The 25674-nt window shown below is 73.0% G+C and carries 25 protein-coding genes; 12 read left to right on the top strand and 13 right to left on the bottom strand.

The window, feature by feature from the left end:
- Positions 1-110: 110 nt before the first annotated feature.
- The 6 genes from clpX to KPF47_RS28330 form a co-directional block, all read right to left on the bottom strand.
- Positions 111-1400 (bottom strand): ATP-dependent Clp protease ATP-binding subunit ClpX, encoded by a 1290-nt coding sequence (gene clpX, locus KPF47_RS28355; RefSeq protein WP_224391868.1) that lies wholly within the window; start codon positions 1398-1400, stop codon positions 111-113.
- 171 nt (positions 1401-1571) lie between these two features.
- The gene (locus tag KPF47_RS28350; protein ID WP_224391963.1) at positions 1572-2234 is read right to left on the bottom strand and encodes an ATP-dependent Clp protease proteolytic subunit; all 663 of its coding nucleotides are present in this window, start codon (positions 2232-2234) and stop codon (positions 1572-1574) included.
- 29 nt (positions 2235-2263) lie between these two features.
- Positions 2264-2860: an ATP-dependent Clp protease proteolytic subunit gene (locus KPF47_RS28345; protein WP_224391962.1), complete on the bottom strand. Its 597-nt coding sequence runs from the start codon at positions 2858-2860 to the stop codon at positions 2264-2266.
- Positions 2861-3151: 291 nt separating this feature from the next.
- Positions 3152-4606: a trigger factor gene (gene tig / locus KPF47_RS28340; protein ID WP_224391867.1), complete on the bottom strand. Its 1455-nt coding sequence runs from the start codon at positions 4604-4606 to the stop codon at positions 3152-3154.
- A gap of 213 nt (positions 4607-4819) precedes the next feature.
- Positions 4820-5146: a hypothetical protein gene (locus KPF47_RS28335; protein WP_224391866.1), complete on the bottom strand. Its 327-nt coding sequence runs from the start codon at positions 5144-5146 to the stop codon at positions 4820-4822.
- An 87-nt stretch (positions 5147-5233) separates the two neighbouring features.
- On the bottom strand, positions 5234-5407 hold the full coding sequence (locus tag KPF47_RS28330; protein WP_224391865.1) for a CsbD family protein: 174 nt from the start codon (positions 5405-5407) through the stop codon (positions 5234-5236).
- 172 nt (positions 5408-5579) lie between these two features.
- Between KPF47_RS28330 and KPF47_RS28325 the strand changes: the two genes are divergently transcribed.
- The 3 genes from KPF47_RS28325 to KPF47_RS28315 are packed head-to-tail and all read left to right on the top strand — an operon-like array spanning position 5580 to position 7077.
- The gene (locus tag KPF47_RS28325) at positions 5580-6164 is read left to right on the top strand and encodes an RNA polymerase sigma factor (RefSeq protein WP_224391864.1); all 585 of its coding nucleotides are present in this window, start codon (positions 5580-5582) and stop codon (positions 6162-6164) included.
- Positions 6155-6718 carry an Asp23/Gls24 family envelope stress response protein gene (locus KPF47_RS28320; RefSeq protein ID WP_224391863.1) on the top strand — a complete coding sequence of 188 codons (564 nt, stop codon included), beginning with the start codon at positions 6155-6157 and terminating at the stop codon, positions 6716-6718. Before KPF47_RS28325 ends, KPF47_RS28320 begins: the two co-directional genes overlap by 10 nt.
- Positions 6715-7077, top strand: a complete 363-nt coding sequence (locus KPF47_RS28315; RefSeq protein ID WP_224391862.1) for an Asp23/Gls24 family envelope stress response protein — start codon at positions 6715-6717, stop codon at positions 7075-7077. Before KPF47_RS28320 ends, KPF47_RS28315 begins: the two co-directional genes overlap by 4 nt.
- A gap of 36 nt (positions 7078-7113) precedes the next feature.
- On the opposite strand, the gene KPF47_RS28310 is transcribed toward KPF47_RS28315, so the two are convergent.
- Positions 7114-7935: a (2Fe-2S)-binding protein gene (locus KPF47_RS28310; RefSeq protein ID WP_224391861.1), complete on the bottom strand. Its 822-nt coding sequence runs from the start codon at positions 7933-7935 to the stop codon at positions 7114-7116.
- 586 nt (positions 7936-8521) lie between these two features.
- On the opposite strand from KPF47_RS28310, the gene gltB reads away from it, so the two are divergent.
- Positions 8522-13006, top strand: a complete 4485-nt coding sequence (gene gltB, locus KPF47_RS28305) for a glutamate synthase large subunit (protein WP_374108911.1) — start codon at positions 8522-8524, stop codon at positions 13004-13006.
- Positions 12999-14450 carry a glutamate synthase subunit beta gene (locus tag KPF47_RS28300; RefSeq protein ID WP_224391859.1) on the top strand — a complete coding sequence of 484 codons (1452 nt, stop codon included), beginning with the start codon at positions 12999-13001 and terminating at the stop codon, positions 14448-14450. The genes gltB and KPF47_RS28300 overlap by 8 nt, the downstream gene beginning before the upstream one ends.
- 72 nt (positions 14451-14522) lie before the next feature.
- Here KPF47_RS28300 and KPF47_RS28295 read toward each other — a convergent pair whose 3' ends face one another.
- Positions 14523-14777 carry a hypothetical protein gene (locus KPF47_RS28295; protein WP_224391858.1) on the bottom strand — a complete coding sequence of 85 codons (255 nt, stop codon included), beginning with the start codon at positions 14775-14777 and terminating at the stop codon, positions 14523-14525.
- A gap of 392 nt (positions 14778-15169) precedes the next feature.
- Between KPF47_RS28295 and KPF47_RS28290 the strand changes: the two genes are divergently transcribed.
- The gene (locus tag KPF47_RS28290; protein WP_224391857.1) at positions 15170-15565 is read left to right on the top strand and encodes a DoxX family protein; all 396 of its coding nucleotides are present in this window, start codon (positions 15170-15172) and stop codon (positions 15563-15565) included.
- 103 nt (positions 15566-15668) lie between these two features.
- Positions 15669-16565, top strand: coding sequence for a DUF2188 domain-containing protein (locus tag KPF47_RS28285; RefSeq protein ID WP_224391856.1), 897 nt, complete (start codon positions 15669-15671; stop codon positions 16563-16565).
- Positions 16566-16698: 133 nt separating this feature from the next.
- Here the strand turns inward: KPF47_RS28285 and KPF47_RS28280 are convergent, their stop codons facing one another.
- Positions 16699-17853: a PIN domain-containing protein gene (locus tag KPF47_RS28280; RefSeq protein WP_224391855.1), complete on the bottom strand. Its 1155-nt coding sequence runs from the start codon at positions 17851-17853 to the stop codon at positions 16699-16701.
- A 54-nt stretch (positions 17854-17907) separates the two neighbouring features.
- On the opposite strand from KPF47_RS28280, the gene KPF47_RS28275 reads away from it, so the two are divergent.
- Entirely contained in the window at positions 17908-18480 is a 573-nt protein-coding gene (locus KPF47_RS28275) for a maleylpyruvate isomerase N-terminal domain-containing protein (protein ID WP_224391854.1), read from the top strand.
- A gap of 119 nt (positions 18481-18599) precedes the next feature.
- Positions 18600-19724 (top strand): alpha/beta hydrolase family protein, encoded by a 1125-nt coding sequence (locus tag KPF47_RS28270; protein WP_224391853.1) that lies wholly within the window; start codon positions 18600-18602, stop codon positions 19722-19724.
- 7 nt (positions 19725-19731) lie between these two features.
- Here KPF47_RS28270 and modA read toward each other — a convergent pair whose 3' ends face one another.
- The gene (gene modA, locus KPF47_RS28265; protein WP_224391852.1) at positions 19732-20526 is read right to left on the bottom strand and encodes a molybdate ABC transporter substrate-binding protein; all 795 of its coding nucleotides are present in this window, start codon (positions 20524-20526) and stop codon (positions 19732-19734) included.
- 442 nt (positions 20527-20968) lie between these two features.
- Here modA and KPF47_RS28260 point away from each other — a divergent pair, with 442 nt between their 5' ends.
- Positions 20969-22036 (top strand): hypothetical protein, encoded by a 1068-nt coding sequence (locus tag KPF47_RS28260; RefSeq protein ID WP_224391851.1) that lies wholly within the window; start codon positions 20969-20971, stop codon positions 22034-22036.
- Between the two features lie 23 nt (positions 22037-22059).
- Here the strand turns inward: KPF47_RS28260 and KPF47_RS40490 are convergent, their stop codons facing one another.
- The 3 genes from KPF47_RS40490 to KPF47_RS28245 form a co-directional block, all read right to left on the bottom strand.
- Positions 22060-23358 (bottom strand): regulatory protein RecX, encoded by a 1299-nt coding sequence (locus tag KPF47_RS40490; RefSeq protein WP_308015515.1) that lies wholly within the window; start codon positions 23356-23358, stop codon positions 22060-22062.
- Positions 23359-23360: 2 nt separating this feature from the next.
- On the bottom strand, positions 23361-24413 hold the full coding sequence (gene recA / locus KPF47_RS28250; protein WP_224391850.1) for a recombinase RecA: 1053 nt from the start codon (positions 24411-24413) through the stop codon (positions 23361-23363).
- Between the two features lie 258 nt (positions 24414-24671).
- A complete protein-coding gene (locus tag KPF47_RS28245) occupies positions 24672-24866 on the bottom strand; it encodes a DUF3046 domain-containing protein (RefSeq protein WP_224391849.1) in 195 nt (64 codons plus the stop codon).
- 76 nt (positions 24867-24942) lie between these two features.
- On the opposite strand from KPF47_RS28245, the gene KPF47_RS28240 reads away from it, so the two are divergent.
- Complete coding sequence (locus KPF47_RS28240; protein ID WP_224391848.1) at positions 24943-25104, top strand: hypothetical protein; 162 nt, start codon at positions 24943-24945, stop codon at positions 25102-25104.
- Between the two features lie 77 nt (positions 25105-25181).
- Positions 25182-25673: a hypothetical protein gene (locus KPF47_RS28235; protein ID WP_224391847.1), complete on the top strand. Its 492-nt coding sequence runs from the start codon at positions 25182-25184 to the stop codon at positions 25671-25673.
- Position 25674 lies beyond the last annotated feature (1 nt).

The raw sequence follows: 25674 nt of genomic DNA, 5'->3' as shown, positions 1-25674 counted from the left end.
CGCGACCTCTAAGTAGTGCGGAAGGGCGTAGCAACCCGAGCGGATCTCGAAACGACAACGCCGGTCCCCCCGTGCGGGGTGGACCGGCGGCGGACGGTTCTCGCGGCGGCTCAGGCCGAGCGGTCGCGCCGCTCCCGGCGCTGCGGCTGACGCGGGACGATCGTCGGGTTGACGTTGTCCTTGACCGTCTGCGCCGTCACCACGACCTTCGCCACGTCGTCGCGGCTGGGGATGTCGTACATGACCGGGAGGAGCACCTCCTCCATGATCGCCCGCAGGCCACGGGCACCGGTGCCCCGCAGGATCGCCTGGTCGGCGACCGCGTCGAGGGCGTCCTCGGCGAAGTCCAGCTCCACGCCGTCCATCTCGAACAGCTTGCGGTACTGCTTCACCAGGGCGTTGCGCGGCTCGGTCAGGATCTTGACCAGGGCGTCCTTGTCGAGCGAGGTCACCGAGGCCACGATCGGCAGCCGGCCGATGAACTCGGGGATCAGGCCGAACTTGATCAGGTCCTCGGGCAGGGTCTCGGCGAAGCGCTCCGCGGAGTCCAGGTCCTTCTTCGAGCGGATGTCGGCGCCGAAGCCGATACCGGACTGGCCGACCCGCTCGCCGATGATCCGCTCCAGCCCGGCGAAGGCGCCGGCCACGATGAACAGGACGTTCGTCGTGTCGATCTGGATGAACTCCTGGTGCGGGTGCTTGCGCCCGCCCTGCGGCGGGACGCTCGCGGTGGTGCCCTCGAGGATCTTCAGCAGCGCCTGCTGCACGCCCTCGCCCGACACGTCGCGGGTGATCGACGGGTTCTCCGACTTCCGCGCGATCTTGTCGACCTCGTCGATGTAGATGATGCCGGTCTCGGCGCGCTTCACGTCGTAGTCGGCGGCCTGGATGAGCTTGAGCAGGATGTTCTCGACGTCCTCGCCCACGTAGCCGGCCTCGGTGAGGGCGGTCGCGTCGGCGATGGCGAACGGGACGTTGAGCATCTTGGCCAGCGTCTGCGCCAGGTAGGTCTTGCCGCACCCGGTGGGGCCGAGCATCAGGATGTTCGACTTGGCGATCTCGATGCCGTCGGAGGCGTCCCCGCCCGCGGCACGGCTGCGCTCACCGGCCTGGATGCGCTTGTAGTGGTTGTAGACCGCCACCGACAGCGTGCGCTTGGTGGTGGCCTGACCGACGACGTACTGGTCGAGGAACTCGTGGATCTCGGTGGGCTTGGGCAGCTCGTCGAGCTTGACCTCACCGGCCTCGGCCAGCTCCTCCTCGATGATCTCGTTGCAGAGATCGATGCACTCGTCGCAGATGTAGACGCCGGGGCCGGCGATGAGCTTCTTGACCTGCTTCTGGCTCTTCCCGCAGAACGAGCACTTGAGCAGGTCCCCGCCGTCGCCGATGCGTGCCATAGGTGTCGATCCCCAGTCCTGGTCCGGCGTTCTCGCGTCGCGCCCGTCGCCCCGTGCCGGGTTGACGGTACCTGCCCGCGGCCCGGACGGGGACCGGAAGCGGTGTCCGGTTCCCCGGCGGGTCGCCGGGCGGTCACCGGCGGCCGGAGCCGGCCGCCGGTGACCCGGGTGTCACTTGCCGCCGGCGGTACCGGACAGCTTGCGGCTCTGCACGATCTCGTCGACCAGGCCGTAGTCCTTGGCCTCCTCGGCCGTCAGGATCTTGTCCCGGTCGATGTCCTCGCGCACCTGCTCCGCCGAACGGTTCGAGTGCCGCGCGATGACCTCCTCCATCCGCTTGCGGATGCGGGAGATCTCGGCCGCCTGGATCTCCAGGTCCGACACCTGGCCGTACACGCCCTGGGTGGCCGGCTGGTGGATCAGGATGCGGGCGTTCTCCACGGCCATGCGGCGACCCGGGGTCCCCGCGCACAGCAGCACGGCCGCGGCCGACGCCGCCTGCCCGAGGCAGACGGTCTGGATGTCGGGGCGGATGAACTGCATCGTGTCGTAGATCGCCATCAGCGACGTGAACGACCCGCCCGGGGAGTTGATGTACAGCGAGATCTCGCGGTCCGGGTCGAGCGACTCGAGCACCAGCAGCTGCGCCATGGTGTCGTTCGCCGAGGTGTCGTTGATCTGCTCACCGAGGAAGATGATGCGCTCCTCGAAGAGCTTGTTGTAGGGGTTCGACTCCTTGACCCCGTAGCTGGTGCGCTCCACGTACGACGGGAGCACGTAGCGCGAACGCGCCGGGTCCGGCGCCCAGCCGCCGGGGCCGCGCAGGTCGGTCATCGACTCCGGGTGGCGCGGGTCGAAGGTGCTCACTGGTCGCTCCCGTTCTGCTCGCCGATCCGGCCGGCGTGCGTCACGACGTGGTCGACGAAGCCGTAGTCCTTGGCCTCCGGCGCGGAGAACCAGCGGTCACGGTCGGAGTCCCGCTCGATGGTCTCCACCGACTGGCCGGTGTGCTGGGCGATCAGCTCCGCCATCTCCCGCTTGGTGCGGCGGAACTGCTCGGCCTGGATGGTGATGTCGGCCTCCGTGCCGCCGACGCCGGCGGAGGGCTGGTGCATCATGATCCGCGCGTGCGGCAGCGCCGAGCGCTTGCCCGGGGTGCCCGCCGACAGCAGGAACTGACCCATCGACGCGGCCATGCCCATCGCCGTGGTCGCCACGTCGCACGGGATCAGGTTCATCGTGTCGAAGATGGCCATGCCGTCGGTGACCGAGCCACCGGGCGAGTTGATGTAGAGCTCGATGTCCTTGTCCGGGTCCTCGGCCGCGAGCAGCAGCATCTGCGCCGCGATGCGGTTCGAGATCTCCGCGTCCACCTGCTGACCGAGCACGATGATGCGCTGCTGGAGCAGGCGGTCGTACACGGAGTCGGACAGCGACATCGCGCTGATGCCGGACCGCATCTGCGGCCCGGTGCCGCGGCCCGCGGACGGGCCGGTGTCCTGCTGGCTCACTTCACCCTGCTTTCCGAAGTCGGGCCCACCCCGCGGCGCGGACGCCGTGGGAGGGGTCCCGGAGTCTTCCTCTGGATCGCTCTCGGTTCTCCGGTGTCGGGTCTTGCGAACCCGCATCCGGCCCCTGGGGACCGGTTCCGGGCCGACCCTACGCGGAGCGGATGCCCCGCGTAGGGAACGACGCCCGTTGTTCGCCGACAGCGCACGGCCTGCCGTGCCCGACCGTGCGGCGAGCGCCGGTCAGGCCTTCGCGTCGGCCTTGTCGGAGGCGTCGTCGCTGGTGGTCCCCGCAGTGGTCGCGGCGGTGTCGTCGGTGTCGTCGGCACCGTCCACATCGGTCTCGGGGATCTCCTCGACGGTGGTCTCGTCCTCGTCCGGGCCGAGCAGGTCCGACAGGTCGACGGCCTCGCCACCCGGCAGGGTGACGGTCGCGGAGCGCACGGCGGTGATCAGTGCCTTGGAGCGGCGGACGTCCTGGTAGATCACGCCGAGCTGACCGGCCTGCTGGATCTGCTGGACGAACTGCTCCGGGGCCATGCCGTACTGCTGGGCCTGGTAGACGATCCGCTCGGTGAGCTCCTGGTCCCCGACCGAGATCTCCTCCCGGTCGGCCAGGGTGTCGAGCACGAGGCGGTAGCGGACGGCCTTCTCGGCCTCCTCGCGCGTCTCGGTGTCGAACTGCTCGCGGGTCTTGTCCTGCGAGGAGAGGAACTCGGCGAACTTGTCCTCGTCGTGGTCGAAGGCGTGCACCGCGTCGTGGGTACGGGTCTCGACCTCGGCGGCGACGACCGACTCCGGCAGCGGCACCTCGGTGTCCTCGACGAGCTTGTCCAGGAGACGGTCGCGGGCCTGCGCGGCCTGCTCCATCCGCTTGGACCGGCCCAGACGCTCGCGCAGGTTCTCGGTCAGCTCGTCGAGGGTGTCGAACTCCGAGGCGAGCTGGGCGAACTCGTCGTCGGCGTCGGGGAGGTGGCGCTCCTTGACGGTGGTCACCTTGACGGTGATGTCCGCGTCGGAGTCGGCGTGCTCGCCGGCCACCAGCTTCGAGGTGAAGGTCTTCTCCTCGTCGGCCGACATGCCCTCGAGGGCCTCGTCGATGCCCTCGATGAGACTGCCCTGGCCGACCTCGTAGGAGAACCCGGTGGTGGTGGCCTCCTCGATCTCCTGGCCGTCGACGGCGGCGGAGAGGTCGATCTGGACGTAGTCGCCGGTCTGCGCGGGACGCTCGACACCGGCCAGGGTGCCGAACCGGGCGCGCAGCTGGTCGAGCTGCTCGGTGACCTCGTCCTCGGACACCTCGGTCTCGTCGACCTCGACGGTCAGGCCCTCGAGGTCGGGGAGGGTGATCTCCGGGCGGACGTCGACCTCGGCGGTGAACGCGATGCGCTCGCCGTCGGCGATCTCGGTGACCTCGATGTCGGGACGGCCGATCGGCGTGACGTCCTCGGAGGTCACCACCGCCTCCTGGTACTTCACCGGGATCGCGGCGTTCACGACCTCGTCCAGGACGGGCCCGCGGCCGATCCGGGCCTCCAGGATGCGGGCCGGCGCCTTGCCCGGGCGGAAGCCGGGGATGCGGACCTGCTGGGCGATCTTCTTGTACGCGCGGTCGAAGTCGGGCTTGAGCTCGTCGAACGGCACCTCGACGTTGATCCGGACGCGCGTCGGGCTGAGGTGCTCGACGGTGCTCTTCACGGTGGAACTCCTTGGGGCGGTACGAGTGATGCAACGGGCCGCGGCTCGCGTGGCCCCCGGTCGGTGGCCCCGCCCGCCGGCGCCGGACGACCCCGGCTCTCGCGCCGGGCGTCCCGTGCCACCGGCCGCCGGGTGCGTGGGACGCGCCCGGTGACGGCGGGGCTCGCGCGAGTCTAGGCGAGCCCGGTCACCACGCGGCGGCCCGGGCGCGGGTCACGGTGCGGCGGCCCCGCCCGGGGCGTCGGCCGCACCGACGTCGGCGACGGTCACGTCCACGGCCAGGGTGTCGTCACCGAGGACGGCGCGGACCCGGTCGGCGACCTCGTCGGCGACCTCGGCGAAGGGCCTGCCCAGCCGGAGGACGACCGCGATCTCCACCGGGTCGGCCAGCCGCACGCCCTGGACCCGGAGGCCGGGCAGGTACGACGCGATCGAGCCGAACGGGCCGCCGTCGAGCCGCAGCACGGACGGGTGGGCGAGGACGGCGTCCGCCACGGCCTGCGGCCCGGGGGCACCGGCGTCTCCGGCGAGCTCCGACATGGGCGCGACCCTAGAGCCCGGCGGGGGTCCGTGACACACGGCGGCGGCGCCCCGTCCCGGGACGCCGCCGCCGTCGTCGTGCGCGGGTCAGCTCTTGAAGGTGTCCTTGAGCTTCTCGCCGGCCTGCTTCAGGTTGCCGGTGGTCTGGTCGGCCTTGCCCTCGGCCTGCAGGTCCTTGTCGTCGGTGGCCTTGCCGGTGGCCTCCTTGGCCTTGCCACCCAGCTCCTCGGCCTTGTTGCTGATCTTGTCTCCGAGACCCATGGGGCTCACCTGCTTCCTGAGCGCGTGTCCGGCGGGCGGGAGTGCGAGCCGGTCGCTACCGTCGCTGACGAGCTGGACTACCCCCACCCCCACCGTTCCACACCCCCACGGGGCCCCGATGGCGAATGCGCAGGTCAGCGGCTCACGATCCGCCGACACCCCGGGTCGCGACGTGCCGTCGGCACACCCGGCGCGGGTGCCGTCGCGGGCCGCACTGGACGAGGCGACGCTGGTCGTCCGGGCCCAGGACGGCGACGTCGGCGCGTTCGAGGAGCTGGCCCGCCGCCACCAGAACGCCCTGTTCCGGGTGGCGGTGCGCGTCCTCGGCGACGCCACCGACGCCGAGGACGCGCTGCAGGACGCGCTGATCGACGCCTGGCGCCGGATCGGGACCTTCCGCGGCGAGGCCGCGTTCTCCACCTGGATGTACCGGATCGTGACCCACCGCTGCACCGCGCTGGCCCGGCGGCGGCGGCGGACCGACCCGCTCCCGGCCGACGACGGTCCCGGCGCGCCGCCCGACGACCGGTCCCCCACCCCGGAACGGGCCGCCGAGGTCGACGCGGAGATGGCCGCGCTGTCCCGGGCCGTAGCGTCGCTGCCCGAGGACCAGCGCACGGCCTGGGTGCTGCGGGAGCTGGAGGGGCTGGGCTACAGCGAGATCTCGCAGATCACCGGGGCGGGCGAGACCGCCGTCCGCGGCCGGATCCACCGGGCGCGCGGGGCACTGGCGGAGAGGATGCGGGCATGGCGGTAGAGAGGGCGGACGCGGGCCGCGTCGAGCCGCTGGCCTGCGGCCGGGACGCCGCCGACGTCTGGGAGCACGCGGCGGCCGGCGTGCTCGACGAGCACGAGCTGACCTGCCCGCACTGCCTGCGGGCACGCGCGGACTCCGAGCACCTGGGTGGGCTGGTGGCACGGATGGCGGCCGAGCCGCTGCGGCCGCCGCCGTCGGTGCTGGAGCAGGTGATGGGAGCGGTGGTCGCCGACCTGCGTCCGCACGAGCTGCTGGAGCTCGGACCGGACGCCTGGCTGGGCAGGCCGACCGCGGAGGCGGCGCTGCGTCACGTCGTCGACACGATGGACGGCCTGCGGGCCCGGCGGTGCCGCATCGAGCGGCTGCGCGACGCCGGGACCGGCCCGGCGGCGGTGTGGGTCCGGGTGACGGTCGCCGCGCGGTTCGGCGTCGACCTCGCCTCGGTGACCGCCCGCGTCCGGCAGATGATGATCTCGGCCGGGGACCGCACGCTCGGCGTGCCGATCGCCGGGGTGGACATCCTGGTGGAGGACCTGTGGGAGGAGCGGGCATGAGCGGGACGACCACGGTGTCGGTCTCCGACCTGGCCGTCGCGCGGGTGGCGGCGCGGCGGGTGCGCCGGGTCCCGGGGGTCGCGGTGCTGATGGGCGACGTCGCCCACACCCTGCTGGGCCTCGCCGCGGACTGGCTGCCCCGCGATCCGGTGCCCGAGGAGCTGCGGGTGCAGGGCCTGGTCGCGTCGGTGCACGGCCACGAGGCCGAGATCCGGGTGACGGTCGGGGTGCGGTTCGGGACGAACTGCGCCGCGCTGGCCGAGCGGGTGCGCCGGGAGGTGGCCGAGGAGATCGCGACCACGTGCGGTCTCGCCGCCAGGGTGCGTGTCACCGTCGCCGACATCGCGCTGCCGGACTGACCGGCGCGTCCGGGCGGCCGACGGGCCCCGGCCGGGTCAGGCCCGGCCGGCGAGCACGCAGTCGCCGCAGGTCCCCCCGCCGGGGGCGCGGACGTAGAGGCAGCAGGAGCGACGCCGGAACGCCCACTCGGTGTCCGGGTCGTCGTCGAGGCGCACCAGGCGCCCGGTGGCACCCGACGGCAGCGGACCGCGCAGCGCCGGGTGGTCGGCGAGCGCGTCGAGCAGGGCCAGGTAGCGGCGGCGGTCCGGGCGCCGCACGGCCTCCATGACCCGCGCCGCGCCGGCGATCGAGGACACGACGTTGCCGCGCAGCACCCGGGGTGACACCACGGCGCGGGCGGTGACGGCGGCGTACAGCGGCTCCAGGTGGGTGTCGGCGAGCGCGCGGGCGAGCAGGTCCGCCGCGGCGGCCGGGTCGTCGGCCACGTCCGGGGTGGCGACGCCGCCCGCTCCACCGGGCAGGCCGGGCGCCCACGGGTCGTCCGCCCCGGGGTCGCGGCGCAGCTCGCCCGGCGACGGGAGCACACCGTGCAGGGCCACGGCGGCGAAGGGCATCGACACGATCCGCGCCGCGAGCCCCATCACCGCGACCGAGGCCCCGACCCGGCGGTCCCCGCCGAGCGCGGTGGCGACCTCGTCGATCCGGGTGCCGAGCGGGTCCGGTCGCCCCGGGACGGGCGGGTCGTACAGCGCGTCCCACCGGACGGAGCCGGCGGCCGCGGGGGTCGGCACCGCGAACCAGGGTCCGATCGCGGCGACGTCGGCGAGAACGGCACCGACCCGCTCGCCGGACACCCGTTCGGGTGACGACGACGGCGGCGGAGCGGCGGCGGTGGGGCGGAGCGGCGACGCGTTCATCGCCCCCAGTCTCCCCCGCCCCCGGCAGCGGTGCGTAACGGTCCGGACGCGGGTGTCGATCCCATGCAGTAGACGGCCGCTCCCGACGGATGGTCACGCCTCGCTCACCGTCCGGACACGGGACGGCAACGTTGACCTGCTCGCATGGTCAGCGATCCACATCACGGGACAGGTGGGCCGCTCTCGGTAGCGCACCGCGGTTGCGACGTGCGACTCTGTGCACTCGCCAGACCGCACTCGCCGGGGTGTGCGGTCGAACCGTGCCGCAGGAATGGCCGGGTACTGGAAGTCAGCGCCCGGCCGCTCGGTGTGCCCGGAGGAAGATTCCGACCGCCGGTCACCCACCCGGCGGCACGGTGCACCTGAACGGCCCTCGTCGCACGTCCCACCCGGGCTGCGCGCTGTATCCTGGGAAACCTTTCGGACCGCAGCGAGCTGCCCGGTCCCGGGTCGTCCGATGCGGGTGGCTTCAGATGCACCGAGACGACAGGAGGAGCAGTTGGCCGCGATCAGTGACCAGACGCGTCGCCCCTCGCCCGGTGGGCTCTACGCCGCCGATCACGAGCACGACGCCTGCGGTGTGGCCATGTTGGCCGACGTCACCGGCAAGCGCAGCCACGCCATCGTGCAGAAGGCCATCGAGGCCCTGCTGCGCCTGGAGCACCGCGGTGCGCGTGGCGCCGAGTACAACACCGGTGACGGTGCCGGGATCCTGATCCAGGTCCCGGACGCGTTCTACCGCGAGGTCACCGACTTCGACCTGCCCGCGGAGGGCGCCTACGCCACCGGCATCGCGATGCTGCCGCGTGACGAGACCGAGGCCGCCGCGGCGATCGACCGGATCGACGTGCTCGCCGCCGAGGAGAACCTCACGGTCCTCGGCTGGCGCGAGCTCCCGACCGACCCCGACGCCGCGGACCTGGGCTCGATCGCCCGGGACGCGATGCCCGGGTTCCGCCAGCTGTTCGTCGGCGGTGTCGAGCTGACCGGGGACGCCCCGGAGGACGCGCCCACCGGCATCGAGCTGGAGCGTCGCGCGTTCTGCTTCCGCAAGCGGGTCGAGCACGACACCGAGACCTACTTCCCCTCGCTGTCGCCGCGCACCGTCATCTACAAGGGCATGCTCGCCGAGCCGCAGGTCGCCGCGTTCTACCCGGACCTGACCGACGAGCGCGTCACCTCGGCGCTCGCGATCGTGCACTCCCGGTTCTCCACGAACACGTTCCCGGCGTGGCCGCTGGCGCACCCGTTCCGCTACGTGGCGCACAACGGTGAGATCAACACCCTGCGCGGCAACCGGAACTGGATGGCGGCGCGCGAGTCGCTGCTGGAGTCCGCGAACCTGCCCGGCGACCTGTCGCGGCTGACCCCGATCGTCACCCCGGACGCGTCGGACTCGGCCACCTTCGACGAGGTCCTGGAGCTGCTGCACCTGTCCGGGCGCAGCCTGCCGCACGCGGTGCTGATGATGATCCCGGAGGCCTGGGAGCACAACACCGAGATGGACCCCGCCCGGCGGGCGTTCTACGAGTACCACTCCACGCTGATGGAGCCGTGGGACGGACCGGCGCTGGTGGCGTTCACCGACGGCACCCGGATCGGCGCGGTCCTGGACCGCAACGGTCTGCGCCCGGCCCGCTACTGGGTCACCGAGGACGGCCTGGTCGTCCTCGCCTCCGAGGTCGGCGTGCTGGACGTCGAGCCCGACAAGGTCGTCCGCAAGGGCCGCCTCGAGCCGGGCCGCATGTTCCTCATCGACACCGAGCGCGGCAAGATCGTCGACGACGACGAGGTCAAGGGCGAGCTCGCCGCCGAGCAGCCCTACGCCGACTGGCTGCACGCCGGCCTGATCCGGCTCGACGAGCTGCCCACCCGCACCCGCGAGACCCCCACCCACGAGACCCTCAACCTGCGTCAGCAGGCCCTCGGCTACACCGAGGAGGAGCTCAACGTCCTGCTCCGCCCGATGGCGGTCACCGGGGCCGAGCCGATCGGCTCGATGGGCAACGACGCGCCGATCGCGGCGATCGCCGAGCGCCCGCGCCAGCTCTACGACTACTTCATCCAGCTGTTCGCCCAGGTCACCAACCCGCCGCTGGACGCGATCCGCGAGGAGCTCGTCACCTCGCTGTTCAGCCAGCTCGGGCCGGAGCAGAACCTGCTCGACGCGACGCCGGCGCACTGCCGGACCATCGTCGTGCCGTTCCCGGTGCTGACCAACGACGACCTGGCGAAGATCGTCCACATCAACGACGACGGGGAGTTCCCCGGCTTCGCCTCGCACGTCGTCCGCGGCACCTTCGCGGCCCGCGACGGCGGCAAGGGCATGCTCTCGCGGCTGGCCGAGATCAAGCAGGAGGTGTCCCGCGCGATCGAGAACGGGGCCCGCCTGATCGTGCTGTCCCAGCGCGGGGTGGACGCCGAGCACGCGCCGATCCCGTCGCTGCTGCTCACCGGCACCGTCCACCACCACCTCGTCCGGGAGCGCTCGCGCACCCGGGTCGGGCTGGTCGTGGAGTCCGCGGACGCCCGCGAGGTCCACCACATCGCGCTGCTGCTCGGCTACGGGGCCTCCGCGGTGAACCCGTACCTGGCGATGGCCACGGTCGAGGACCTCGCCGAGCGCGGCGACGTCCCCGGCGTCGACGCCCGCACGGCGGCGAAGAACCTGGTCAAGGCGCTCGGCAAGGGCGTCCGCAAGACCATGTCGAAGATGGGTGTCTCGACCGTCGCGTCCTACACCGGCGCGCAGATCTTCGAGGCCGTCGGCCTGGGCTCCGAGGTCATCGACTCGGCCTTCCGCGGCACCGCGTCGCGGATCGGCGGCGTCGGCTTCGACGTCCTCGCCGAGGAGGTCCTGGCCCACCACCGGCGCGCCTACCCCGCCGACGACGTCCGGGCATCGCACCGGGCACTGCCGGTCGGCGGCGAGTACCAGTGGCGGCGCGAGGGCGAGCTGCACCTGTTCAACCCGCAGACCGTCTTCAAGCTCCAGCACTCGACGCGGGCCGGGCGCTACGAGGTCTTCAAGGAGTACACGAAGGCCGTCGACGACCAGGCGCGCAAGCTGATGACGCTGCGCGGGCTGTTCCGGTTCAAGGACGGCCTGCGCGAGCCGGTCTCGATCGACGAGGTCGAGTCCATCGAGTCGATCATGACCCGGTTCGCGACCGGGGCGATCTCCTACGGCTCCATCTCCCAGGAGATGCACGAGACCCTGGCGATCGCGATGAACCGCATCGGCGGCCGGTCCAACACCGGTGAGGGCGGCGAGGACCCGGACCGCTTCACCGCGGACCCGAACGGGGACTCGCGCCGCAGCGCGGTCAAGCAGGCGGCGTCCGGCCGGTTCGGCGTCACCAGCGAGTACCTGGTCAACGCCGACGACATCCAGATCAAGATCGCCCAGGGCGCCAAGCCCGGTGAGGGCGGTCAGCTGCCCGGCGGCAAGGTCTACCCGTGGATCGCGACCACCCGGTACTCGACGCCGGGCGTTGGCCTCATCTCGCCGCCGCCGCACCACGACATCTACTCGATCGAGGACATCAAGCAGCTCATCCACGACCTGAAGAACGCCAACCCGCGGGCCCGCATCCACGTGAAGCTGGTGTCCCAGGTCGGCGTCGGGACCGTGGCGGCCGGCGTGTCCAAGGCGCACTCCGACGTCGTGCTCATCTCGGGCCACGACGGCGGCACCGGCGCCTCGCCGCTGTCCTCGATCAAGCACGCGGGCGGCCCCTGGGAGCTCGGCCTGGCCGAGACCCAGCAGACGCTGATGGCCAACGGGCTGCGCGACCGGATCACCGTCCAGGCCGACGGCCAGCTCAAGACGGGGCGCGACGTCGTCATCGCGGCGCTGCTCGGCGCCGAGGAGTACGGCTTCGCGACCGCCCCGCTGGTCGTGTCGGGCTGCATCATGATGCGCGTCTGTCACCTGGACACGTGTCCGGTGGGCGTCGCGACGCAGAACCCGGAGCTGCGCAAGAAGTTCAACGGCAAGGCCGAGTACGTCGTGAACTTCATGAAGTTCGTGGCGCAGGAGGTCCGCGAGATCCTCGCCGAGCTGGGCTTCCGCTCGCTCGACGAGGCGATCGGCCGGGCCGACGTGCTCGACGTCGACACCGCCGCCCAGCACTGGAAGTCCCGCCACCTGGACCTCTCGCCGATCTTCCGGATCGCCGACGTCCCGGACGACGCGCCGCGCAAGCGGACCCGGGCGCAGGACCACGGTCTGGACAAGGCGCTGGACAACACGATGATCCAGCTGGCCGAGGGCGCGCTGCGCAACGGCGACCGGGTCCGCCTGGACCTGCCGGTGCGCAACGTCAACCGCACCGTCGGCACCATGCTCGGGTCGGAGCTGACCCGGGCGCACGGCGGCAAGGGCCTGCCCGACGACACGATCGACATCACGCTCACCGGCGCGGCCGGGCAGAGCTTCGGTGCGTTCGTGCCCAAGGGCATCACGCTGCGGCTGGTCGGCGACACCAACGACTACTTCGGCAAGGGCCTGTCCGGTGGCCGGCTGACCCTGCGGCCCGACCCGTCGTCGCCGTTCGCGGCCGAGGACAACGTCATCGCCGGCAACGTCATCGGCTACGGCGCCACCTCCGGGGAGATGTTCATCCGCGGTGTCGTCGGTGAGCGGTTCTGCGTCCGGAACTCGGGCGCGGTGGCCGTCGTCGAGGGTGTCGGCGACCACGGGTGCGAGTACATGACCGGTGGCCGGGTCGTCGTCCTCGGGCGGACCGGGCGGAACTTCGCGGCCGGCATGTCCGGCGGCGTCGCCTACCTGCTCGACACGGACCGGAACCGGGTCAACCCGGAGATGGTCGACCTCGACCCGCTCTCGGACGAGGACCGGTCGATCGTGCACGACCTCGTCGAACGGCACCACGCCGAGACCGGTTCCGCGGTGGCGCACGCGCTGCTCACCGACTGGGACGCCGCCGTCGAGCGGTTCGGCAAGGTCATGCCCAAGGACTACAAGCGCGTGCTGCTCGCGACGGAGAACGCCGAGCGCGAGGGCCGCGATGTCAACCAGGCGATCATGGAGGCTGCTCATGGGTGACCCCAAGGGCTTCATGACCACACCCCGCCGGACCCCCACCCGGCGGCCGGTGGACCTGCGGCTGATGGACTGGCGCGAGGTCTACGAGGACTTCCCGAAGCAGACCCTGGAGTCGCAGGCGGGGCGCTGCATGAACTGCGGCATCCCGTTCTGTCACCAGGGCTGTCCGCTCGGGAACCTCATCCCCGAGTGGAACGACCTGGTGTACCGCCAGGACTGGCGCGAGGCGATCGAGCGGCTGCACGCGACGAACAACTTCCCGGAGTTCACCGGGACGCTGTGCCCCGCCCCGTGCGAGGCCGCCTGCGTGCTGGCCATCAACGACGACGCCGTCACCATCAAGCAGGTCGAGGTCGAGATCGTCGACAAGGCCTGGGACGAGGGCTGGGTCACCCCGCAGGTGCCCGAGGCGAGGACCGGCAAGAAGGTCGCCGTCGTCGGGTCGGGCCCGGCCGGGCTGGCCGCCGCCCAGCAGCTGACCCGGGTCGGGCACGACGTCGTCGTGTTCGAGCGGGCCGACCGCATCGGCGGGCTGCTGCGCTACGGCATCCCCGAGTTCAAGATGGAGAAGGCGCGCCTGGACCGGCGCCTGGAGCAGATGGTCGCCGAGGGCACCCACTTCCGGGCCTCGGTCGACGTCGGCACCGACATCACCGTCGAGCAGCTGCGGGCCGAGTACGACGCGGTGGTGCTCGCCGGCGGCGCGACGGCGTGGCGTGACCTGCCCGCGGACGGCCGCGACGCCGAGGGCGTCTACCAGGCCATGGAGTTCCTGCCGTGGGCCAACCACGTGCAGCAGGGCGACATGGACGCGCCGCCCATCTCCGCCGAGGGCAAGGACGTCGTGATCATCGGTGGCGGTGACACCGGCGCCGACTGCCTGGGCACCTCGCACCGCCAGGGCGCACGCTCGGTGACCCAGCTGGAGATCATGCCGACGCCCCCGGAGAAGCGCACCGAGGGCATGCCCTGGCCGACCTACCCGACGGTCTACCGGGTCTCCTCCGCGCACGAGGAGGGCGGCGACCGGCTGTTCTCGGTCAACACCACCGAGTTCGTGAAGGACGCCGACGGCAGGCTCGCCGGCATCCGGATCGTCGAGGTCAAGCGCGGGGACAACGGCTTCGAGCCCGTCGAGGGCACCGAGCAGGAGCTCCCGGCGCAGCTGGTGCTGCTCGCGATGGGCTTCGTCGGCCCGGAGAAGGGCGCGCTGCTCAACGACCTCCAGGTCGATCTCGACGAGCGCGGCAACGTCGCCCGCGACGACCGCTACATGTCCTCGGTCGACGGCGTGTTCGTCGCCGGCGACATCGGCCGCGGCCAGTCGCTGATCGTGTGGGCCATCTCCGAGGGTCGCTCCGCGGCCGCCGGGGTGGACGAGTACCTGACCGGGCGCACCGTGCTCCCGCGTCCGATCGACCCCACCGACCGGCAGATCGCCTGATCCACCCGGCGTGACGACGGGGCCCGGCCGTTCGCGGCCGGGCCCTTCGTCGTCCCGGGGCCGACCCGGGGCTCAGTCGAGGCGTTCGAGCTCGTAGGCGTCGTCGCCGATCCAGATGCGCACGCCCTCGGCGTCGTCGGAGATGTAGCCGTCCTCCTCCTCGCCGAGCTCGCGGATCGCGCCGAGCGCGAGGCGGTCGAACTCGACGACACCGCCGCCGACGTCGACGGGCCGGTACTCCCGGGCCAGCATCGCGGTACGGCACCGCGTCGCCAGCCACACCGCGTTCTCCGGACCGACCTCGACCCGCCACCGCTCGTCGCGCATCGTCAGAGTATGGCCCGGATCACTCCGTCCGTCGCCCTCCTCCGACCGGCGATCGTCACGGAACGCTCCTCATCGGACGCACAGCGCAGTCCGGACCCGCCCGGCGCGGTGGCGGCGCCGTTCACGGTGGCGGGCGAGACAGGGGCCACTGCACCCACAACCCGACGCCGCGTCGGACGTTGAACCCCGTGACCGGCATCTGCAGAACCGGGAGCCCCTGTCGATGCCGGGCACCATCGGGTCATCGGGTACCGCGGCGTGTGCCGCGGACCCGATGCCCGGTGGTGTATCACCCGCGACCGGTCGCCACGCGACCGATGAGATCGCCGGGGCCCGCCGGTCCCAGTCGGTGAGTGCCCCGGAGCCGCCGGGGCCGTGTCACGGAGGTCGTCATGGCCGTCCCCTCCCCCACCCGGCGCCGGACGTTCGTCCACCGCGCGTTGTGGGTGCTGCAGATCCTGCTCGGGCTGTTCTTCGTCCTGGCCTCGGCGCTGCCGAAGTTCTGGGGCGACCCGTTCGCCGTCGCGATCTTCGAGGGCATCGGGGTCGGCCAGTGGCTGCGCTACGTCGTCGGGTTCCTCGAGCTGGCGGGCGGCATCGGGCTCCTCACCCGGCGCTTCGCCGCACCGGCCGCCGCGGGCCTCGTCCTGCTCATGATCGGTGCCGCCCTCGCCCAGGCGTTCGTCCTGCACGGCGGGGTCCTGGTCGTCACCCCCGTCGTACTCGGCGTCCTGGCGGCCGTGATCGCGGTCGGGCGCCGGAACGAGACTCTCGCCACCCCGCGCTGACCAGCGTTTACCCACGGCGATCATCGGGCATCTCCGGACGGAGAAGACCGATCCGGATACCCCGGTTCGCCCGAGTCAGTCCCGCAACGGGGAGGAACCCGCCATGGCCGACCGCCACGTCAAGCCGGTCGACGACGGCTGGACCGTCGAGAAGGAAGACGCCCAGCGCCCGAGTGCCCGTACGAGCACCCAGGCCGAGGCCATCACCCGGGCGGTGGAGATCATCGCCAACGACGGCGGTGGCAACCTCGTGGTGTACGGCACCGACGGTGCGGTGCGCGAGCGCCGCTCCATCGACTCCGACGCCGACACCGGTACCGCCACCCGGGCCGCCGCGAGCGCCACCGCCACCGCGGCCGGCGACACCGCGTCCCAGGCCGCGAAGACGACGGGCAAGGCCGCGGACAAGATCGGGTCCGACACGCGGACCACCGCCAAGAAGGTGGTCGGCGAGACCGGTGACAGCGCGGCGAAGGCCGGCGACACCGTCAAGAAGGGCGCCGACAAGGTCGCTGCCGAGGCGCGCAAGGTCAACGACCAGGGCAAGGACCCGAAGAAGGCGGGCAAGGCCGCCGCCGAGGCCGCGAAGGCCACCGGCGAGCAGCTGGCCGGGAACGCCCAGCGCACCGGCAAGCAGGTCGCCGGTGAGGTGTCGGCGTCCGCGGAGCGGTCCGCCGCGACCGTCAAGGCCGTTGCCGACCAGGGTGCCGAGTCCGCGGTGCGCACCGCGGACCGGGCCGCACGCGTGAGCGCCCGTGTCGAGGACGACCTCGACGACACCGGGGCCCGCCTGGCCCGTCGGCTGTACGAGAACGGCGAGCGCGCCGCGTCGCAGCTCGACGATCTCGCCCTGCGCGTCTACAAGCCGCTGAACCCGATCCGGTTCACCAGCCGCGTCGCCGCCGGGGCGGTCGCCACCGCGTTCGGCGTGACCGGTGCGGTCACCTCACGCGCGGGCAAGCTGTTCCAGCGTGGGACGCGCAAGGCCACCGGCCGCTGAGTCCCCGCCGTCACACGACGATGCCCCCGCCGACCTCGTCGGCGGGGGCATCGTCGTCGGTGCCGTTCCCGGGTGCCGGTCTCGGTGCCGGTCTCGGTGTCGTCAGCGCTGCCGTCGGTGCTGCCGTCGGTGCTCAGGACACCGGACGCAGCACGTAGTCGCCGGTCTCGTCGCTCCACTCCATCTCGACGAGGTCCCGGGCGCGCGCCGCCTTCGCGAAGGACAGGAAGCTCCCGAAGCCGTAGCGCTTCTCCGAGAAGTCCGGCACGCGCTTGCGGAGCTGGTTCTTCAGTCCGGACAGCTGCGGCGGGTCGCCGGCCGCGGCGAGTTCCCGCACGACGTCGACGAGCAGTGCGAACGCGTCGTGGTCGGCGTCCGGGTCGTCGGGCAGCGCCACCTCCGGGTCGCCCTGCGCCGCGCCGGTGGTCAGCGTGACCGCGCCCCGGTCCTGCAGGTGGCGCAGCAGCTCGCCGAAGCCCCGGAAGCCGTGGTCGGCCTCGTCGAAGGTCGGGTCCTTGCGCAGGATCGCCCGCTTGAGCCGGGAGGCCAGCACGGTGCCGTCGGCCTGGCGCGCGAGCCCCCCCAGGGTGCTGACGACGAGCCCCTCGACGTCGCGCTCCTCGGCACCGGTGGTGGCGGTGTCGTCGCTGCCGTCGGAGAAGGTGACGTCGAACGGGTCCGGCGGGACGACCGGGGCCGGTTCCGGCTCCGGGGCCGCGACCGGGGCCGGCGTCGCCACCGGGCCCGCCGCCGGGGCCGGCCGGGGGCTCCCCCGGCGGCGACGCGGCGGCGCGGGCGCCTGGGTCGGCTCGACCCCGGGGAGCCGGTCGTAGAACAGGAACTCGTCGCAGGCGGGCGGCAGCAGCGCCGACGTCGAGGACTGCACCCCGATCCCGATGACGCGCTTGTCCAGCTCGCGCAGCTTGTGCATGAGCGGGGTGAAGTCGGAGTCGCCGGTGCCGATGGCGAAGGTGGTGATGAACTCACGCTCGTAGGCGAGCTCGATGGCGTCGACGGCGAGCTTGATGTCCGCCGCGTTCTTGCGCGAGCCGCCGATCCGCTGGGGGATCTCGATGAGCTCCACCTGGGCCCGGGCCATCAACCGGCGGTCCTCGTCGAACGACGACCAGTCGGCGTAGGCGCGGCGGACCACGACCCGCCCGCGTTCGGCGAGCGCGTCGGCCACCGGCCCGAAGTCGAAGGGGACGACCCCGAGGCCGTCGCGGGCGCCGATCGCGAGATTCTCGTAGTCGAGCAGCAGTGCGATGCGTTCGTCCTCGTGGGCCACCGCGGAAGCCTAATGCGCTGGCCCGGACGCCCGCCCGCAGGGCACGGTGCACCGATGCACGCCGAGGACGTCGAGAACGCGGTGACGGTCATGACCGGAGCCCTGGAGGCGGTACCGGACGACGGCTGGTCCGACGCGGCCGGCCCGCTGGACTGGTCGTGCCGGGACACCGTCGTGCACGTCGCGGACGACCTGTTCGGCTACGCGGCCCAGGTCGCGATCGCCCCGCCCGACGACTATCCGCCGTTCGAGATCGTGGTGCCCGACGGCGTCGGTACCGCCGGGCTGCTGCAGGTGGTCGCGACCGGCGGGGCGATGCTCGCCGCCGCCGTCCGCACCGCGCCGCCGGGGGTGCGCGGCTGGCACCCCTACGGCGACGCCGACGCGTCCGGGTTCGCGGCGATGGGAGTCGTCGAGATCCTGGTGCACACCCACGACATCACCCGGGTCACCGCCCCGGGGTGGACGCTGCCGCCGGCACCGTGCCGGGATGCGCTGACCCGCCTGTGGCCGGACGTCGACGCCGACGACGACCCGGCCGGAGCACTGCTGCACCACACCGGCCGGGCACCGTGGCGCGGTGCCCCCGCCCCCGACCGGTGGCGCTGGTACGGCGCGCCGCGCTGAGGCGACGCCGGGCCGTTCCCCGATCGCGCGGTGAACTCAGCAGATCCTCACCGGGTTCTCACCCCCGCCTCACCGGGGCGCGGGATGATCTCGCGGGCACGACACGAGGAGAACGGTCCATGGACGCCGGCAGCACCGGGATCGACGCGGTCCCGATCACCACCTGGCCGTTCGTCACGGCGTTCGTCCTGGCCGGCGTGCTGGTGCTGGTGGCGGTCGTCCTGGGTGTCCGACGGGCCGGACGGTCCCGGCACCGGTCCGTGCGGGTCCTCGCCCGGCTGGGTGCGACGGGGGTGGCCGCGGTGGTGCTGCTGGCGAACGCCCTGGTCGGGGTCAACGCCGGTCTGGACTACCTGCGGACCGTCGGCGACGTGGCCGGCACCGGTCCGGCGGCGGGGATCGGCGTCGCGCAGCTGCTGCTGAGCCGCAGGGCCCCGGCGACCGGACAGGTGGTGCAGGTCCCGATCCCCGGGAGGGCGTCGCACTTCGCGGCCCGGCCCGCGGTCGTGTGGGTGCCACCCGCCTGGTACGAGCGCCCCCGGCCGCAGCTGCCGGTCATCGTGCTGCTGCACGGGACCCCGGGGCGCCCGGCCGACTGGGTGGACTCCGGGGGCGCCGCCGACGTCGCGGACGCCTGGGCCGCACAGCACCACGGGGTCGCCCCCGTCCTGGTGATGCCCGACGTCAACGGGTCCTACACCGCCGACTCCGAATGCGTCGACACCCCGACCGCGCAGGTCGAGACCTACCTGACCCGCGACGTGCCAAGGGTGGTGAGCAGGTTGTTCGGGACACGGCCGCCGGGGGCGTCGTGGGCGGTGGCCGGGTTGTCCGAGGGCGGCAGCTGCGCGGTGATGCTGGCGCTGCGCCACCCCACCGTGTTCGCGACGTTCGGCGACTACGCCGGGCTGCTGGGTCCCCGCGTCGGGGACTCGAACGGAGGCGTCGCGGACACCGTCGCCGGCCTGTTCGGCGGGTCGCCGACCGCGTTCGCCGCACACGACCCGGCAACGCTGCTGGCCACGAACCGGGTCCCCGGCCTCGCGGGCTGGTTCGAGGTGGGCGACGCCGACACCGACCCGGCCGCCGCCGCGGTCGCGTTGTCGGCGGCGGCGACCCGGGCCGGTGTCGGGAACCGGCTGGTGGTCGTGCCCGGGGGCGGCCACGACTTCGACCTGTTCTCCCGGGCCCTGTCGGACTCCTACCCCTGGCTCGTGGGACGGGTGTCGGCCCCCGCGCCCTGATCCGTGGTCAGGGCGCGCCGAAGCCGGCCGCCCCGAGGACCTGGCGGCCCTCGTCGCCGTTGACGAACTGCACCCACTTCTGCGCGAGCTCGGCGTCGCCCGCGTTCTTGAGCACGACGATCGGGTACTGGTTGACCGCCTGCGAGGCCTGCGGGATGTCGACACCCTGCGCCGCCCCGCCCGAGGCGGTGACGTCGGTCCGGTAGACGAGACCGGCGTCGGCGTTGCCGGTGGTGACCTTCTGCAGCACCGACTTGACGTCCTGCTCCTCGGAGACCGGAGCGATGTCGACGCCCGCCGCCTGCTCCACCTTCTCCGTGGCCGACCCGCACGGGACCTGCGGGGCGCACACCACGGTCCGCAGGTCCGGCTTCGTCAGGTCCTGCAGCGACGCGATCTGCTTCGGGTTCTGCGGCGCGACCGCGATCTGCAGGGTGTTGGTGGCGAAGACCGCGGGAGCGCCCTGGGCGTTGCCCGCCTCGGTCACCTTCGTCATGTTGTTCTGGTCGGCCGAGGCGAACACGTCCGCGGGGGCGCCCTGGTTGATCTGCTGGGCCAGGGCCGAGGAACCGGCGAAGTTGAACACCACGTCGGTGCCCGGATTGGCCGCCTCGAACCGCTTCTCCAGGTCGCCGAACGTGCCCGTCAGCGACGCCGCCGCGAACACCGTCAGGGTGCCACCCTGCGCCTGGCCGCTCGGCTGGGCGGCGGAGCCGCCGCCGTCGCCCCCGCCGCAGCCCGCCAGCGCGAACAGCGCCGTCGCTGCGACCGCGGCGCAGGCCACTCGTCCTCGGATCCTCACGAACACCCTCCCGGGATCGACCTCCCCCGCCGTTCGTCGATCACGAACTGCGGCTCGGCGGGCATCTTATGCACGCAGTCACCGCGTTTGCACCACCGATCGTCGCGCAGAACCGGTTTCGTGCGACGCGCATCGTCCGTCGACTCTCAGTGATCGTTCAGCGTCCTCTGGGGTTGCTCTGCGCAACGACCGTCAGGGTCGTCCGGGCGACGGGTCACGCCGCCGGGACACGGGAGGACGACGGTCGATGGTGGACGAGACGCTGCTCCCCCCCGGGGACGCGTCCCCGGGGACGGCGGGCACGGCGGGGACGGAGACGACCCGCGGGCGGGGCGGCCGCGGTGGCCGGGCGGTGCGGCGATGAGCGCCACCGGGACCACCGTCGAGCTCACCCCGCAGCCGGGGCCCACCGCGCCGGCGGCGGCGCCGGGTCGCGGCGACCGTGCTCGGCCTGCTCGGGGTGCTGCTCGGCGGGGCGGGTGCAGGGGTCGGCACGTTGACCCTGGCGGCACCACCCGGGACCGGACCGGTGGAGGCGACCGCCGAGTGGGCACGTGACCACGGACTGAACTGGCTGGTCACGGGACTGGAGGCGGTCCAGTACGCCGCGCAGGCGCCGTCCGAGGGCGGCGCGCCGGCCGGCGGGATCCCGCGGGCGCCGGGCGCACTCCCCGATCCGGCGACGACGCCGCCGCTCGCCCCGGTCGCGGCCGGTGCCCCGCTCCCCGGCGAAGGTGTGTGGCAGACCGTCGTCGCCGACCACGGGCGGCCCGCCGTACAGGTGACGACGCTGCGGGTCGACGACACCCACACCTCGTATCTCGCCGGGGTGCTGCGGATGGACCCCGCACTCGTGCGCGGCACCCTGCACCCGGGCGTCGGGGAGCCGTCCGGTCACTGGCACGCCTCGACGTCGCTGGCCGGACGGCCGGGTGACGGCGTGGCGGTGGCGTTCAACGGCGGGTTCAAGCTGTCCGACCCCAGCCACAACGGCTACTACGCCGAGGGCCGGACGGTCGCACCGCTGCTGCCCGGCAAGGCCAGTCTGGTCCTGCACACCGACGGCCGGGCCGACGTCGGGACCTGGGGCACCGAGGTCGGGATGGGACCGGACGTCGTGAGCGTGCGGCAGAACCTGCTGCCGCTCGTCGACGACGGCGCGGTCAACCCGACGTGCGCCACCGGCGGCACCGCCGAGTGGGGCAGCACGATCGGCCAGGACGCGTTCGTCGACCGGTCCGGTTTCGGGGTGACGGCCGACGGCACCGAGGTCTACGTCGCCGGCCCGGCACTGTCGGTGTGCACGCTGGGCAGACTGCTCGCCGATGCCGGTGTGGTCCGGGGCATGGAGCTGGACATCAACCCCGCCTGGGTCAGCGGTACCTACTTCCACGACCGGCCCGGGCACACCCCGCAGGGGTTCGCCCTGTTCCCGGCCGAGCAGGTGCCGCCGACCCACTACCTCGTCCCGACGATGCGCGACTGGTTCGCCTGGTACCTGCGGCCGTGACGGGCGGCTCCGCCCGGGACGGGTCAGTCCTCGGGCGGGGCCTCGCCGAGCTCGTCGACCTCCGCGCCCGCCGCGGCGATCTCCTCCTTGACCACGCCGTAGGCGACGCCCGGGCCGTAGCCCTTCCGGGCGAGCATGCCGACCAGCTTGCGGGCGCTGGACTGCCGCTCCTCGCGGCTCCCGACGGGCAGGCTCCGCAGCCGTCGCACGACCAGCTCACGGGCCCGGTCGCGCTCGGAGTCGTCGTCGATGCCGGTGAGGGCCTCGTCGGCGATCTCCCGGTCGACCCCCTTGCGGTGCAGCTCCAAGGCGATCGCCCGCTTGCCGAGACCGCGGTGACGGTGCCGGGACCGGACCCACTGCTCGGCGAAGGCCTCGTCGTCGACCAGGCCGACCTCGTCGAACCGGTCGAGGACGCGACGGGCGACCTCGTCGGGGATCTCCTTGCGGCGCAGGGCATCGCCCAGCTCCTTGACCGTGCGGGCCCGGTCGGTGAGCAGGCGCAGGCAGATGTCGCGGGCGCGCGTCTCCTGCTCCTGGGGTGTCTCGTCGCGCGGGGTCGCGTCCTCGCCCCGGCGACGCCCCCCGCCGCGCCCACCGTCCCGACGACGGCCCCGGGGCGTGCCGCCGGGACCCCCCGGGCCCCGTCCGGTGCCCCCCGGGCCGCCGGACAGGGTGTCCGCCGGCCCGCCGGCAGCCGTCTCCACGACCCTGTCGGTGGCCCTGCCGGTGGCCGTGCCGCTGTGAGTGGCCGTGTCGGCGTCGGTGGCCGGACGGCGGCGTGGAGTGACGCGGTCGCGGCGTGCTCCGCCATGGGGGGTGCCCCGGGGACCGCCGCGCGCGGCGCCGCGGCCGGACAGCTCGTCGAAGGAGACCACGCGCGGCCGGGCCGTCCCGGCCCCGCCGTCGTCGGCGGTCCCGTCCTGGACGGGATCCGGACCGGGACCGTCGAGGGTGAGCCTGCGGACCGGTGCAGGGGCTGCCGCCTCGTCCGTTCCCGGACCCGTCGACTCGTCGGTCGGCGTGCCCGCCGGCCGGTCCGCCGCCGCGGCCGTGGAGGGGGCTCCGGCCGCGCCGCTGAGCGTGGCGAACGAGACACGGTGGGGGCTGGTGTCCCACCCGGGGACCGACGGGGGCTCCGCCCCGGTCCCCACCGGCTCACCGCGGGTCGGATCGGTGGTCCGTACCGGTGGCGGGGCCTCGTCGTCGGTGACCGACGGGGTCACGCCGAACAGGTCGTCGAGCGGGACGGTGCGGGGCCCGGTCGGCTCCGCACCGTCCCGTCCGGACGTGCCTCCGGACCCGTCGTGCTCGCCGGTCACGCTCAGAAGTCGACCGGGGCCGGGAGGGGCTCGACCGGGCTCGCGTCCTCGGCGTCGACGACGGCGCCGATGCCCAGCTTCTCCTTGATGCGCTTCTCGACCTCGGCGGCGACGTCCGGGTTCTCCTTGAGGAACTTGCGGGCGTTCTCCTTGCCCTGCCCCATCTGGTCGCCCTCGTAGGTGTACCAGGCGCCGGACTTGCGGATGATCCCCTGCTCGACGCCCACGTCGATCAGCGAACCCTCCTTGGAGATACCGACGCCGTAGAGCACGTCGAACTCCGCCTGCTTGAACGGCGGGGCCACCTTGTTCTTGACGACCTTGACCCGCGTCCGGCTGCCGACCATGTCGGTGCCGTCCTTCAGGGTCTCGATGCGACGGATGTCCATCCGGACCGAGGCGTAGAACTTCAGCGCCTTACCGCCGGTCGTGGTCTCCGGGGACCCGAACATCACGCCGATCTTCTCGCGCAGCTGGTTGATGAAGATCGCCGTGGTGCCGGAGTTGCTGAGCGCACCGGTGATCTTCCGCAGCGCCTGGCTCATCAGACGGGCCTGCAGACCGACGTGGCTGTCGCCCATCTCGCCCTCGATCTCGGCGCGCGGCACGAGTGCGGCCACCGAGTCGATGACGATGATGTCGAGCGCGCCGGAGCGGATCAGCATGTCCGCGATCTCCAGCGCCTGCTCACCGGTGTCCGGCTGGGAGACCAGCAGGTCGTCGGTCTCCACACCGAGCGCCTTGGCGTACTCCGGGTCGAGCGCGTGCTCGGCGTCGATGAACGCCGCGACGCCGCCGGCGGCCTGCGCGCTCGCCACGGCGTGCAGCGCGACGGTCGTCTTACCGCTGGACTCCGGGCCGTAGATCTCGACGACGCGGCCACGCGGGATGCCCCCGACGCCGAGCGCGACGTCGAGCGCGATGGAGCCCGTGGAGATGGCACTGATCGGGACGCGGGTCTGGTCGCCCAGCCGCATCACCGAGCCCTTGCCGTGGTTCTTCTCGATCTGGGCGAGGGCGAGTTCGAGCGCCTTGCCGCGGTCCGGAGCGGACATCTCTTGACTCCTCGCTGGTGGTCGACGATCGGGTCCTGCTGGTGGCTTTCGGGGAGGCACACCACAACGGTATGGGGTACCCCTGACAGTTCCGGGCCCGGATCGGCGCCTGTGGACAACTCGTCCGTGAGCACGCCGCAGGACCGGTACCGCACGTCCTGCCGGAACCGTAGACGAACACGCGTTCGATCCGACACCGCGACACGCCGACCGGGCGCCCCCGGGAGCCGAGCGGTCCCCCGCCCACCCGTCGGACCACTACCGCCGTGCGGGTGGCACCTCGTAGACCGCGCAGACGGCACGCCAGATCCGGCGCAGGTCGACACCGGCCTCGATCGCCTGCTCGACGGTCCGGCCGCCGAGGTCGGCGAAGACGTGGTCACGGGACAGCGACGCCGCCCGCACCGGCCCGAACTCGCCCTCCATCAGTTCCCGGAAGTGGCTCAGTCGCACGCCCGCGAGGGTAGACCGGTCACCCGTTCCGTGCGGCGCCCGCCCGAGGAGGCCCGGAACCGGTAGCCTGGGTGATATGTCCGAACTGCTCGCCACCGTCCCGGTCGACGTCGCCGACGAGGTCCTCGCGACGACCGGCATCGGGTCGCCGCTGGCGTGGCAGGTCGTGTCGCTGCTGGCCCTGCTGTGCGCGCTGGTCGTGCTGGTGCGCTGGTGGATCCACCAGCGCCGTCGCTGACGGGTCCCGCCGTACCCGGCGGCCGTCGGCCCGGACGTTAGGCTCGCCGCCGGCGACACGAGCGGAGGACGGTGGAGATGGCGGGCACGACCCCGAACACACGCAGGCCGACGGGCACCGACGACGCGGAGCTGCAGAACGCCTACCGCATGGTCTCCGACGTGCTGGCCGGAGCGGTCCGCGAGACGCTCGCCGCGCCGGGACCCGATCCGGCCCGGTTCGCCGTGCGCCGGCTGACCGCGGTCGACCGGGACGTCCCGGCGGACGCCACCCGGCCCGGCTGGTCGCTGGCCTTCCTGGTGCTGGCCGACTGGTACGACGCCGCACGCACCGCGCTCGCCGGGGACGACGACCGTTCCGAGCGCGCCCTGGACTGGATCGGGCGGAACCTGGGCCCGCGCTACGCGGCGCGGGCCCGCTACACCGTCGCCCCGCTCGTCGACCCGGCCGACGCCCGCGAGACCTCGCACTACGTCGACGCGCTCGGCGTGGACTTCCTGGCCTCGATGGTCTGGACCGTGGCCGCGGTCGTCGCCGAGTTCCCGGCCGAGGACACCGCGGAGATCTAGG

This window comes from Pseudonocardia sp. ICBG1293 (assembly GCF_020131355.1).
Lineage (GTDB): Bacteria > Actinomycetota > Actinomycetes > Mycobacteriales > Pseudonocardiaceae > Pseudonocardia.
This window is presented reverse-complemented; position numbering and strand designations above follow the sequence as displayed.